Genomic DNA, 12638 nt, shown 5'->3' on the forward strand with positions numbered 1-12638 from the left:
GGGTTATAGGGGTAGGGAAGGCCGATGGCGGACGAACTCCCCTTCTGGAAGACCAAGACCCTGGCGCGGATGAGCCGCACGGAGTGGGAAAGCCTGTGCGACGGCTGCGGCCGCTGCTGCCTGCACAAGCTGCGGGACGAGGATACCGAGGAGCTGGTCTGGACCACGGTGGCCTGCCGGCTGCTGGATACGCAGAGCTGCCAGTGCCGCGACTACCCCAACCGCCGCGACCATGTGCCCGATTGTGTGAAGCTGACGCCCAAGAAGCTGGCCAAGATCGACTGGCTGCCGCCTTCCTGCGCCTATCGGCTGGTAGCGGAGGGCAAGGACCTGCCGGACTGGCACCCGCTGATCTCGGGCGACCCGGAAACCGTGCACAGTTCCGGCGCCTCGGTCCGCGGCCGCGCGGTGCCGGAGCGGCAGGCGCGCGACCTCGAGGATCACCTGGCCGAATGGCCCGGCACCTGGCCTATCCCCGCCGGCCCTGTCCGGCGCGGCTAGCTTCCCCACAGAAGAAGGATTGTCCGCGTGAAAGAACCGCTTCGCTGCCGCCCGCCCGCCACCGGCACCGTGCAGATCGACAATGAGGATATGCGGGTGATGCGCTGGGACTTCCCGCCCGGGTCCGAGACCGGCTGGCACCGCCATGGCTTCGCCTATGCCGTGGTGCCGCTGCATGCCGGCACCATGCTGATCGAACTGCCCGAGGGCCGGACCATGGATGTCACGCTCACCCCCGGCGTCTCCTACGAGCGTTCGGCCGGCACCGAGCACAACGTGGTCAATGCCGGCACCGAGCCCTTCAGCTTCGTCGAGATCGAGCTGAAGTCCCGCCCGGGCTGACCCCGCGCCGGCGGCGGGTGAAAAGCCCCGCCGCCCTGGCCATATGCCTGCTGCCTTCCTGAAAATTCCGAGGTGCCTCCCCGTGCCCATTGCCGCGCTGGATGTCGATTTCGAAAGCCTGCTGGCGGTGGCGCCCCATCCCTACATGCTGCTGGACCGAGATGTCACCATCGTCTGGGCCAATGCCGCCTATCTGGCGGCGACCGGCCGCCAGCGCGGCGACATCATCGGCCGCAATATCTTCGATGCCTTCCCCGGCGGGCCATACGACCCGGAAGGGCTTGGCATAAGGCAGCTGCGCCAGTCGCTGGATACCGTCATGCAGACGCGGCAGCCCGATGTGCTGGCGCTGATCCGCTATGCCATCCCGCGCGGGACCGAGGCCAGCGCCGTTTTCGAGGACCGCTACTGGAGCGCCAGCCATACCCCCATCCTGGATGAGCGGGGCGAGGTCTCGCTGATCCTGCAACAGACGGATGACGTGACGGAGCTGCAGTCGCTGCGCCTGAGCCTCGCCGGGCAGGCCGGGGCGCCGGCCACGGGGCGGGAGCGGCTGGAAGGCGGCATCTTCCGCCGCGCCCAGGAGGTGCAGCAGGAGAAGGAAGTCCTGGGTGCCGAACGCACCATGCTGCGCCGCCTGCTGGAACAGGCCAGCGTCTTCGCCGCCTTCCTGCGCGGGCCGGAGCATGTCTTCGAGATCGCCAACCAATCCTACCTGCGGCTGATCGGGCGGCGGGATGTCCAGGGCAGGCCGGTGCGCGAGGCCTTGCCCGAGGTGCAGGACCAGGGCTTCTTCGAGCTGCTGGACCAGGTCTATGCCTCCGGCACCGCTTATCATGGCCGCGCGGTAAGCGTGTCCCTGCTCAGTGAGGACGGCGTCACGCTGCAGGACCGGGTGCTGGACTTCATCTACCAGCCCATCACCGAGCCGGACGGCAGCGTCTCCGGTATCTTCGTGCTGGGCAGCGACGTGACCGAGGGCAAGCGCGCGGCGGATGAGCTGGAGCGCTACAGGAACCACCTGGAAGAGATGGTGGCCGAGCGCACCCGGGCGCTGGAGGACAGCGAGGCCGAGCGCCGCCGCACCGAGGCCGCCCTGCAGCAGAGCCAGAAGATGGAGGCGATCGGCCAGCTCACCGGCGGCGTCGCGCATGACTTCAATAACCTGCTGCAGATCCTGTCCGGCAACCTGCAGCTGCTGCAGCGCCGCCTGACCGACCCGCAGGACCTGAAGCGGCTTTCCGCCTCCCTCGGCGCGGTGGAGCGCGGGGCCAAGCTGGCCTCGCAGCTTCTGGCCTTCGCCCGGCGGCAGCCGCTGGAGCCGCGCGCCATCCATCTCGGCCGCATGGTGCGGGAGATGGACGAGCTGCTGCGCCGCGCCCTCGGCGAGGCCATCGAGGTGGAGACGGTGATCGCCGGCGGGCTCTGGAACACCCTGACCGACCCGGACCAGGTGCAGAACGTCCTCCTCAACCTCGCGGTCAATGCGCGCGACGCCATGGGCGGCAGCGGGCGCCTGACCATCGAGGCCGGCAATGCCATGCTGGACGAATACTATTGCCGCCAGCATGAGGAGGTGACGCCGGGCCAGTATGTGATGCTGGCGGTCTCCGACACCGGCTGCGGCATGGCGGCGGAGGTGCTGGCCAAGGCCTTCGAGCCCTTCTTCACCACCAAGCGGGAGGGCCGGGGCACCGGGCTCGGGCTCTCCATGGTCTATGGCTTCGTCAAGCAGAGCCACGGGCACATCAAGATATATTCCGAACCCGGCGTCGGCACCACCGTCCGCATCTACCTGCCCCGCACCTATGCGGCGGAGGAGGTGGTGCCCGACCTTTCCTCCACCCCCATCGAGAGCGGCAGCGAGACCATCCTGGTGGTGGAGGACGACCCGGTGGTGCAGGCCACCGTCGTCGATCTGCTGAAGGATCTCGGCTACACCGTGCTGCGCGCCAATGACGGGCAGAGCGCGCTGACGCTCGCGCGCTCCGGCATCGAGATCGACCTGCTCTTCACCGATGTGGTGATGCCGGGCCCGGTGCGCGCGCCGGACCTGGCGCGGCAGGTGCAGGCGCTGCTGCCGGGCGTCGGCGTGCTCTTCACCTCGGGCTATACCGAAAATGCCATTGTGCATGGCGGGCGGCTGGACCCGGGGGTCAACCTGCTCTCCAAGCCCTATCGGCGGGAGGATCTGGCGCGCAAGGTGCGCCATACCCTGAACAACCGCGGCCAGGCCCAGGCCGCCATGGCCCGCGCCGCCGCCCCGCCCTCGCCCGCCCTGGTGCCGGCGCAGCAACAGCAACAGCCGCAGCCCGGCCCCGCCCAGCCGCTGCGGGTGCTGCTGGTGGAGGACGACCCTCTGATCCAGATGGACAGCGAGGACATGCTGACCAGCCTGGGCTGCCGCGTCGCCGCCGTGCGCGACGGGCGCGGCGCCCTGCGGGAGCTGGCGCGGGGCGGCTTCGAGGTGCTCTTCACCGATATCGGCCTGCCCGGCATCTCGGGCGTCGAGCTGGCGCGGCAGGTGGTGGCGGACCATCCCGGCATCCGCGTGATCTTCGCCAGCGGCTTCGGGCAGCATGAGGAAGCGCGCGCCGCCGTGCCGGGCGCCATCTTCGTCACCAAGCCCTATGGGCTGCCGGAGCTGGAGGCCGCCATCCAGAAGACCATGGCGGCCGGGGATTGACGGAGCCCGCGCGGGAGGAGGTGCTGCTCGGCCGCCGCCTCTGCCCTGTTCTGTGGCGCGTTTCGGCCCGGGCCCAGCGTGTCTCGCTGCGCATCGATGCCGTGCGGGGCGCGGTGGTGGTCACGCTGCCGCCGCAGGCCCCGCGCCGGGCGGGGCTGGTGCTGCTACGGGCCCATGCCGCCTGGGCCACGGGGGCGCTGGAAGCCCTGGCCCCCGCCGTGCCGCTGGAGGATGGCGCCGTGGTGCGGCTGGGCGACGTGCCCCATGCCATCCGCCACGCGCCCGAGGCGGCCGAGGCGCATCTGGGGGATGGCGAGATCGTGGTGGGAGGCCCGGCCCGGCACCTGCGCCGCCATGCCCTGGCGCTGCTGCGGGCGGAGGCCGGCCACCGCATCCCGCCCCGCGCCGCCCGGCATGCCCGGGCGCTGGGCGTGGCGCCGCGCGCCGTGCGGCTGAAGGATACCCGCACCCGCTGGGGCAGTTGCGCGCCGGATGGCACCCTCGCCTTCTCCTGGCGGCTGGTGATGGCCCCGGACTGGGTGATGGACTACGTGGTGGCGCATGAGGTGGCGCATCTGCGGGAGATGAACCATTCCCCCCGCTTCTGGGCCCAGGTGGCGCGGCTGAGCCCGCACCGGACGGCGGCGCATGACTGGCTGCGCTGCCATGGCGCCGGGTTGCTGCGCGTCGGCTGAGAATGGGGTGACGGGCCCCGGCGGCCAGTGCATACCTGCGGGCAGGTCTGCCAAGGAAGAACGCCATGATCGTGCTTGTCACGGGTGCCACCGCCGGCTTCGGCGCCGCCATCGCCCGCCTTTTCGCCAAGGATGGCGCCCGCATCATCGCCGTCGGCCGCCGTGCCGAGCGGCTGGAGGCCCTGAGGGCCGAGCTGGGCCAGGACAAGGTGCTGCCCGTCGTGCTGGATGTGCGCGACACCGCCGCCGTCACCAAGGCCATCGAGGGCCTGCCGGCGGAATGGGCCGAGATCGACCTGCTGGTGAACAATGCCGGCCTGGCCCTGGGCCTGGAGCCCGCGCAGCGCGCCACCCTCTCCGACTGGGAGACGATGATCGACACCAACACCAAGGGGCTGGTGGCGATGACCCATGCGGTGCTGCCGGGCATGGTGGCGCGTGACCGCGGGCATGTCGTCAACCTCGGCTCCACCGCCGGCGAGTGGCCCTACCCGGGCGGCAATGTCTATGGCGCCACCAAGGCCTTCGTGCGCCAGTTCAGCCTGAACCTGCGCGCCGACCTCTTCGGCACCCAGGTGCGCGTGACGGATATCGAGCCCGGGCTGGTGGGCGGCACCGAATTCTCCAACGTGCGCTTCGGCGACGATGCCAAGGCCGCCGCCGTCTACCAGGGCGCCGATGCGCTGACGCCCGAGGATATCGCCGATGCCGTGCACTGGGTGGCCACGCGCCCGGCGCGGGTGAACATCAACACGCTGCAGGTGATGCCGGTCTGCCAGAGCTTCGGCCCGCTGCGCGTCCACAAGGCCTGAGGCCCGGCGGCCGCCGGGGCAGCCTGCCCCCGGCGGCGCTCAGGCGGCCATGGTGCCGCCTTCGGAAGGCGCCCGCTCCTGCCCCGGCACCGGGATGGGGCGGCCGAACAGGTAGCCCTGCACCTCGTCGCAGCCTTCCGCCCGCAGGTGTTCCAGCTGCGACTGGGTTTCCACCCCTTCCGCCAGCACCGGGATCCGCAGGGCCCGGCCGATGCCGATCACGGCACGCAGGATGCCCACCGCCTGCGGCGAGGTATCCAGCTCCGCCATGAAGGAGCGGTCCAGCTTGATCTTGTCGAAGGGAAAGGACCGCAGGGTGCCGAGCGAGGAATAGCCGGTGCCGAAATCATCCATCGCCACCCGCACGCCCAATGCCTTGATGCGCTCCAGCAGCGGCAGGGTGCGGCTGCGGTCCTGCATCAGCATGCTTTCGGTGATCTCCAGCTCCAGCCGCTCCGCGGGCAGGCCGCTGCTGGCCAGGGCATGCTCCACTTGGCGCGGCAGGTCCGGCTGGCTGAACTGCACGGCGGAAAGGTTCACCGCCACCTTGCCCAGTTGCGGATTGGCCACCGCCAGGGCGCAGGCCTCCCGCAGCACCCAGTCCCCGATCGGCAGGATCAGCCCGCTTTCCTCCGCCAGGGGGATGAACTCGGCGGGCGGGATCGGGCCGCGCTCGGGGTGGTTCCAGCGCAGCAGCATCTCGTGGCCGCAGGTCTCGCCGCTGCGCAGGTCCACCTGCACCTGGCAGTCCAGGTGGAACTGCCCCTCCGCCAGCGCGATGCGCAGGTCGTCCTTCATGCGGCGGCGGTAGCGTTCCGCCGCGTCCATCTCGGCATGGTAGAAGCTCAGGCCACGCGCGGGGGAGGCCTTGGCGCGGCGCATCGCCAGGTCGGCGCTGGCGCGCAGTTCCTCACCCCCGCGCGCATCGGCGGGAAAGAGCGCCACGCCGGTGGAGGCGGTGACGGAAACCTCGGCGCCGCCGATATAGCTGGGCTCGGCCAGCAGCCGCTCCAGCCGCGTGATCAGGTCGAAGACCTCCACCGCCTCGGTGAAGGGCAGCAGCACACCGAACTCGTCGCTGCCCAGCCGGGCGGCGAAGGCGCGCGGCGGCACCGCCTGGGCGATGCGGCGGCCGATGCCGCGCAGCAGCGCGTCGCCGCCGGCATGGCCGTGCAGGTCGTTCACCTCCTGGAAGCGGTCCAGGCCCAGATGCAGCACCGCCAGGGTGGGCAGCACCTTCCGCCGCTCCGCCGCCTTCAGCACCTGCTCCATGCGCTGGGCGAAGCGGGCGCGGTTGGGCAGGCCGGTCAGCGGGTCATGCACCGCCAGATGCAGGATGCGCCGCTCATGCTCCCGCCGCTCCCGCAGGTCGCGGAAGGCGAAGACGCGCAGGCCGGGGGAAGGCATGTCCTCCCGCACCACCACCTCCACCTCCAGGGTGGAGCCATTGGCATGGTTCAGCCGGCCCTCCACCGGCACGCCTTCCCGCCCCTCCGCCGCGCCGGGCGGGAACAGCAGCGCGCCGGGCAGCGGCTGGCCCAGCAGCGCTGCCCGGTCGCGGCCCAACATGGCGGCGAAGGTGTCGTTGGCCTCGACGATGCGGCCCTCCCGCACCACGGCCAGCCCTTCCAGCGCCGAATCCGCCAGGCTGCGCAGCCGGCTGCGGGCCTCGGCACGGGTGCGGTGGTCGATCATCCAGGCCGCGGCGGCGGCGGCCATCACCAGCAGGCCCACCGCCGCCACCGTCAGGGCCAGCCCCGAGCGCGCCACCGGCTCCGCCACCGCGTCTAGGGGGATGATGGCGACGGCGGCCATGCCGGTGAAATGCAGCGCGGCCACCGCGAGGCTGAGGCACAGCGGCCCGAGCCATTGCTGCCAGGGCCTGTCGCCCCGCAGCGTGAGGCGCAGCGCCAGCATGCCGAAGCCACTTCCCAGCAGCAGCGAGGCCGCGACCTGGGCGGGGTCGTATTCCACGATGCCGCCATGGCCCAGCGCCGCCATGCCGGCGTAATGCATCAGGCCGATGGCGAGCCCCATCCCGGCGCCGCCCAGCAGCCGGGCGCCGCGCCAGGGCGCCACCGCCACCGCCCCGGCCATGCCCCAGCCCAGAATGGCCAGCAGCAGCGACCACAGCGTCATCAGCGGGCTGAAGCCGAGGGAGGCGGCCGGCTGATAGGCCAGCATCGCGATGAAGTGGGTGCACCAGACAAAGGCGCCGCCGGCCACGCTGCCCAGCAGCAGCCAGCCGGCGCGGGACCAGCCCTCGGTTTCCGCGCCGCGGCGCAGCAGCGCCATGGATACCGCCGCGCCCGAGAGGCAGATGGCCAGCGCCAGCAGGATCAGGGTTGGGTCGTGCTCTTCGGCCAGGCAGCTGAACACACGCGGCACGACCGGCTCCTCCGGATAGTCTGTCCCGCCGGGTGTCGCCCGCTGCGGCGCACTGGCCCGGCCCATCGCAGGTTTAGCCGTTTACGCAGAGCATGTCTCGCGAAACCGTGAGGCGGCTTCAGGGGGATGGCGCGGCTCATTCCACCAGGATGCGCGTCAGGCCGTGCCGGCCGGCGGCGGCGGCCAGGGTGCCGTCGGCGCGGGCGGCATCGAGAAAGGCATTCACCTCCGCCAGCCAGGCCGGGTCCCCCTTCCGCACCGCATAGGCGTAGAGCGAATTGCCGAAGCGGCCGGGCGGCTCGATCACCCTGGCCCAGTCCTGCACCTCCAGCACGCGGCGGGTATAGGGATAGTCGGTCATGAAGGCATCGGCGCGGCCGGCCAGCACCTCCTGCTCCCGCGACAGGGGCGAGCGCAGCACCAGCAGGTCGGCATGCCGCAGCGCCTCCCGCATCAGGGGCTCCATCCGCGTGCCCGCCACAACGGCGATGACGATGCCGGGGCGGTCGAGGTCCGACCATTGCCGCACCCGGCCGGAGCTGCGCGGCGTGACGGCGTAGACCGGGCTGCTGAGATAGGGATGGCTGAAATCCACCCGCGCCTCCCGCTCCGGCGTGATGCCGACGCCCATCATGGCGAGGTCGCAATCCCCCCGGTCCAGCCGCTCGGTGAAGTCGACGAAGCTGGTCTCGACGAAGCGCAGCCGCACCCGCAGCCGCCGCGCCAGCGCCTCGGCCATGTCGATATCCATCCCCTCCAGCGTCCCGTTGCGGGGGTTGCGCCAGGAGATGGCGAAGTAGTCCGGCCAGATGCAGACCCGCAGCTCACCCCGCGCGCCGATCCCGGCCAGCCGCCCCGCATCCGCCTCCTGCGCCAGCGCGCCGCCCGCAGGGAATATCTCGCAAAAGGCAAGAGCGGCGGTCATGATGCCCAAGGCCATGCTACGCATCAGAGAGTTTCTCAATCTTCCGTTCCGCTCGCTCGGGCTGCGGCCATTCAGCCCCTCGGAACCGCGTCCCTGGCTGCTGTTCGCGGGCGCGGTGGCTCTGATCGGTGCCTGTCTGGCCGGGTTCTACGGCATCCTGACGCAAAGCGGCCAGCGCAATGCGACCGAGCAGGCGGAACGCCTGACATATGGCGTGGTGGTCTCGCTGGCCGACCAGCTCACCCGCGCCATGCAGACGGTGGACTTCATCCTGGAGGAACTGACCGAGCGCACGGCGCCCGGCGATGTGGCGGAGGCGGTGCGGCTGCTGGCCCTGCGCACGCGCGATCTCTCGCAGCTGCGCGCCCTGCTGCTGGTGGATACCAACGGCACCATCCTCACCGCTACCACGGAGGCGCTGGTGGGCGAGAGCCTGGCGGACCGGGAATGGTTCCGCCTCCAGCAACTGGGCGCGCGGGCGATGCGGCTGGGGGAGCCGGAGGCCGGGCGCTACCTGCGCGCGCCCGGGCTGCAGGGCAGCCTGGCCCAGCAGATCGGCCAGGCGGGGATCTGGTCCATTCCGCTCTCCCGGCCGCTGCGCGGGCCGCAGGGTGAATTCGCCGGTGCCGTGGTGGCGCTGCTGAACCCCGACTATCTCTCCGGCATCGCCATCCGGCAGGCCGAGGCCTTTGGCGTCACGGTGCGGTTGCACAGCTTCGGCGGGCTGCTGCTGGCACGCTCCTCCGCCTCGCTGGCGGGCATCGGCGAGCCGAGCACCCATGCCTGGCCCTTCCGCGACTTCCTGCCGCGATGGGAGAACGGCAGCTGGTCCGGCCAGGACCAGGATGGGCAGGAGGTGGTGGCCGCCTTCGCCACCACGCGGGAGGGCCTCTTCGTGGTGGAGGCGGCGCGGCCGCTGGCCCTGGCGCTGCAGCCGCTGCACAGCCTGGACCGATTGCTGCTGGCCGGCATCGCGGCCGTGGCCGCGGTGACGCTGATCTCGCTCTGGCTGCTGTTCCGGCAGGCCAATGCGCTGCGGCGCCAGGGGCAGGCACTGGCCGCCAGCGAGGCCAGCGCCCGCGCCGCCACCCGTGCCCAGGAGGAATTCCTGGCGGCGATGAGCCACGAGATCCGCACGCCGATGAACGGCGTGATCGGCATGGCCGGCCTGCTGCTGGACACCGGGCTGGACCCGGTGCAGCGCCGCTACGCGGAAACGATCAACGGCAGCGCCGAGCACCTGCTGCTGGTGCTGAACGACATCCTCGACTTCTCCCGGCTGGAGGCCGGCATCATCGAGCACGAGGCCGTCCCCTTCCAGGTCGAGCAGGAGGTCGCCACCATTGCCGAGCTGTTCTCCCCCCGCGCGGAGGCCAAGGGGGTGGAGCTGCTCTGCAACCTGCAACCGGAGCTTCCACCCATGGTGCGGGGGGAGCCGGGGCGCTTCCGGCAGATCCTGTTCAACCTGGTCGGCAATGCGGTGAAGTTCACCGATTCCGGCTGGGTGGAGATCGCCGTCAGCATCAGGCCGGAGGGCCAGGGGCAGGCGCGGCTGGCCTGCAGCGTCAGCGACACCGGCATCGGCCTCGACCCCGCGGCCATTCCGCAGTTGTTCGAGCGCTTCACCCAGGCCGATGCCTCCATCAGCCGGCGCTACGGCGGCACCGGCCTGGGGCTGGCGATCTGCCGCCGGCTGGCGGAGCAGATGGGCGGCAGCATCGGCGCCGCGCCGCGCGAGGGCGGCGGCAGCGTCTTCTTCTTCGACATCCTTGTCGCGCTGCCGGAGGCCGCTTCCGGCCCGGGGCGGCTGCTGACCGGGCAGCGGGTGCTGGTGGCGGATGACCTGGCGCACCGGCGTGGCATCATGCGGCGGCAGGTGCAGGCCCTGGGGGCGGAGGTGGAGGAAACCACCGCCGCCGCCGCGCCCCTGCTGCTGCGGCAGGCCAGCGCCGCCGGCCGCCCCTTCATGCTGGCGGTGCTGGATGGCGGTGCCGGCACCGTCGCGCTGGGCCGCGCCATCCGCCATGGGGCGGTGCCGGACGATACGCCGCTGCTGCTCTGCCTGCAGGGCACGGCGGCGGGGTGGGAAGAGGCCATGGGCCTGCCTGGCGTGGTGCCGGTGCTGAAGCCACTGCTGCCGGGCCGGCTGCGGCAGGCGGTGCTGAACGCCCTGGTCCTGCCGGTGCCGGCGCCCGTGGCCGCCGCTGACGCCCCGGCGGCGGCGCCACCGCCAGCCCACGGGCTGAAGGTCCTGCTGGTGGAGGACAATGCCAACAACCAGCTGGTGATGGGGACACTGCTGCAACGCGCCGGCTGCCGGGTCGAGGTCGCCTCCAATGGCGCCGAGGCGCTGGCCCGGGCGCGGGCCGAGGCCTATGACGCCATCCTGATGGACCTGCAGATGCCGGTGATGGACGGCTTGCAGGCCACCCGAGCCATCCGCGCCGCCGCCGGCCCCAACCGCGCCACGCGCATCATCGGCCTGACCGCCGCCGTGGGCGCGGAATTCGAGCGGCAATGCCGCGAGGCCGGGATGGACGACTACCTGCCCAAGCCGGTGCAGCGGGCGGTGCTGCTGCGGGCCCTGGGCGCGGGCTAGGCGGCTCAGACCTTGGGCGGATCGGCCGAGGAAAGGCTCATCAGTTCCGCCAGCGCCGCCTTGGCCTCATTCGCCAGTTCCAGCACGGTGTCGGTGGCCGCGACCACATCCGGGCTCATCGCCTGCCGCGCCAGGGCTTCCAGCCGTCGCGCGCCGATCGAGCCGGCGGCGCCGGCGAGGCTGTGCGCATTGCGGCGGTAGAGGTCCATGTCCCCGGCCTTCAGGGCATCGACCATCTGCTGCACTAGCCGGGCGAGATCTGCCTCGAAGGTCCGGACAACGCCAACAAAGACATCGTGGGGAAGCTCGGCGGCGAGCTGGCGGGCGATCTCGGGATCGATGGCTTTCACAACGGGAAGGTTGCAAAAGCCGAACTCTTGGTCAACGAAACGGTCGGAGTCGCAGAGGGTTTTCAACGTCGGTGCCATGCTTCCTTCAGGCCCCGCGCGGCCCGAGGCGCCGGGCGCTGGCCAGGCCCAGTTGTGAGGCCAGGGCGCAGGCCGTCATCACCAGGGCGGTGCCGAAGCCAGTGCCGGCTTCCAGCACCCCCGCCGCCACGGTCATCAGGGCCCCCACCGCCATCTGCGAGGCGCCGACCACGCCGGAGGCGGTGCCGGCCAGCTTGGGCTGCACGCTGATGGCAGCGGCCAGCGAATTGGGCTGGGAGATGCCGTTGCCGACGCCCATCAGCAGCATGGGCAGGAAAAACATCACCAGCGACAAGGGCAGCAGCAGCAGCGTGACCAGGGACAGCAGGGCGCCGGCCGTGGTCAGGATCAGCCCGGCCTGCAGCATCCGCTGCACCCCCAGCCGGCCCGACAGCCGCCCCGCCAGGAAGGAACCCAGGGCGAAGGACAGCGAGGTGGCCATGAAGGCCAGCGCATAGGCGCGCGGCGTGTGGCCCAGCCCTTCCACCAGCACGCGCGGCGCGCCGGCCATGAAGGCGAAGAACACCCCGGAGGAAAAGGCGGTGACGGCGGTGTAGCAGCAGAAGACCGGGCTGGCGAAGAGCCGCAGATAAGCCCGCAGGATGCCGAGCAGGCCGGGCAGCGGCTGCGGCTCCCGCAGCGTTTCCGACAGGTAGCGCAGGGCCAGGAGGGGCAGCACCAGCCCGACGGCGGCGCAGGCCAGCATGGAGGCGCGCCAGCCCGCCAGGGCCTGCAATTCGGCGCCCACCAGCGGCGCCATCATGGGCGCCACCGTCATGCCCATCATCACGAAGCCGATCTTGCTGGCGGCCTGGTTGGCGGGAAAGACATCGCGGATCATGGCGCGGGTCATCACCATGCCGGCGCAGGCCCCGGCCGCCTGGGCGGCACGCGCCACAACCAGAAGCCCCAGGCTGGGTGCCAGCGTCGCTGCGATGGAGCCGAGCAGATAGACAACGAGGCCGCAGAGCAGCAGCGGGCGGCGCCCGAACCGGTCCGACAGCGGGCCGTAGATCAGCTGCCCCACGGAAATGCCGATCAGGTAGACCGTGAAGGACAGCTGCGCCGTGGCATAGGGCACGGCGAAATGCTGCGCCAGCAGCGGCAGCGCCGGCAGCATCACCTGCATGGTGAAGGGGCCGGCGCCGGTCAGCATGGTCAGCAGCCAGAGCGGCGGCAGGCGAGGGCCAACAATGGCCGCGGGCTCGTGCGAGATGTCGCGGGGGCTCATGCCGTTTGGTTCTCCTCCCGGCGCCCCCCTC

At 71.4% G+C, this 12638-nt stretch carries 10 protein-coding genes; 6 read left to right on the top strand and 4 right to left on the bottom strand.

From position 1 onward, the window contains the following. Window positions 1-24: 24 nt before the first annotated feature. The 5 genes from EBE87_RS13815 (at window position 25) to ydfG (ending at window position 5036) form a co-directional block, all read left to right on the top strand. Window positions 25-501: a YcgN family cysteine cluster protein gene (locus tag EBE87_RS13815; RefSeq protein WP_120640541.1), complete on the top strand. Its 477-nt coding sequence runs from the start codon at window positions 25-27 to the stop codon at window positions 499-501. Between the two features lie 27 nt (window positions 502-528). After that, window positions 529-843: a cupin domain-containing protein gene (locus EBE87_RS13820; protein WP_120640540.1), complete on the top strand. Its 315-nt coding sequence runs from the start codon at window positions 529-531 to the stop codon at window positions 841-843. 82 nt (window positions 844-925) lie between these two features. Beyond that, window positions 926-3529: a response regulator gene (locus tag EBE87_RS13825; protein WP_199707863.1), complete on the top strand. Its 2604-nt coding sequence runs from the start codon at window positions 926-928 to the stop codon at window positions 3527-3529. Beyond that, complete coding sequence (locus EBE87_RS13830; RefSeq protein ID WP_122140042.1) at window positions 3526-4224, top strand: M48 family metallopeptidase; 699 nt, start codon at window positions 3526-3528, stop codon at window positions 4222-4224. The genes EBE87_RS13825 and EBE87_RS13830 overlap by 4 nt, the downstream gene beginning before the upstream one ends. A 65-nt stretch (window positions 4225-4289) precedes the next feature. Further along, window positions 4290-5036, top strand: coding sequence for a bifunctional NADP-dependent 3-hydroxy acid dehydrogenase/3-hydroxypropionate dehydrogenase YdfG (gene ydfG, locus EBE87_RS13835; protein WP_120638567.1), 747 nt, complete (start codon window positions 4290-4292; stop codon window positions 5034-5036). Between the two features lie 39 nt (window positions 5037-5075). Here the strand turns inward: ydfG and EBE87_RS13840 are convergent, their stop codons facing one another. Both EBE87_RS13840 and EBE87_RS13845 read right to left on the bottom strand, forming a co-directional pair. Then, complete coding sequence (locus EBE87_RS13840) at window positions 5076-7424, bottom strand: bifunctional diguanylate cyclase/phosphodiesterase (protein ID WP_158600888.1); 2349 nt, start codon at window positions 7422-7424, stop codon at window positions 5076-5078. 136 nt (window positions 7425-7560) lie between these two features. Next, entirely contained in the window at window positions 7561-8349 is a 789-nt protein-coding gene (locus tag EBE87_RS13845; RefSeq protein ID WP_120638574.1) for a substrate-binding periplasmic protein, read from the bottom strand. A 13-nt stretch (window positions 8350-8362) separates the two neighbouring features. Between EBE87_RS13845 and EBE87_RS13850 the strand changes: the two genes are divergently transcribed. Continuing rightward, complete coding sequence (locus EBE87_RS13850; RefSeq protein WP_122140043.1) at window positions 8363-10948, top strand: hybrid sensor histidine kinase/response regulator; 2586 nt, start codon at window positions 8363-8365, stop codon at window positions 10946-10948. A 5-nt stretch (window positions 10949-10953) separates the two neighbouring features. Here the strand turns inward: EBE87_RS13850 and EBE87_RS13855 are convergent, their stop codons facing one another. Further along, window positions 10954-11298: an Hpt domain-containing protein gene (locus tag EBE87_RS13855; protein WP_158600887.1), complete on the bottom strand. Its 345-nt coding sequence runs from the start codon at window positions 11296-11298 to the stop codon at window positions 10954-10956. Window positions 11299-11383: 85 nt separating this feature from the next. Next, complete coding sequence (locus EBE87_RS13860) at window positions 11384-12607, bottom strand: multidrug effflux MFS transporter (protein ID WP_120638563.1); 1224 nt, start codon at window positions 12605-12607, stop codon at window positions 11384-11386. Window positions 12608-12638: the final 31 nt, after the last annotated feature.

The organism is Teichococcus wenyumeiae, assembly GCF_003696345.1.
Classification (GTDB): domain Bacteria; phylum Pseudomonadota; class Alphaproteobacteria; order Acetobacterales; family Acetobacteraceae; genus Pseudoroseomonas; species Pseudoroseomonas wenyumeiae.

Bases quoted from the DNA above. Each gene is read 5' to 3' on its own strand.
- EBE87_RS13850 (WP_122140043.1), top strand. From the start codon at position 8,363: ATGCTACGCATCAGAGAGTTTCTCAATCTTCCGTTCCGCTCGCTCGGG.
- ydfG (WP_120638567.1), top strand. From the start codon at position 4,290: ATGATCGTGCTTGTCACGGGTGCCACCGCCGGCTTCGGCGCCGCCATC.
- EBE87_RS13860 (WP_120638563.1), bottom strand. From the start codon at position 12,607: ATGAGCCCCCGCGACATCTCGCACGAGCCCGCGGCCATTGTTGGCCCT.
- EBE87_RS13845 (WP_120638574.1), bottom strand. From the start codon at position 8,349: ATGACCGCCGCTCTTGCCTTTTGCGAGATATTCCCTGCGGGCGGCGCG.
- EBE87_RS13815 (WP_120640541.1), top strand. From the start codon at position 25: ATGGCGGACGAACTCCCCTTCTGGAAGACCAAGACCCTGGCGCGGATG.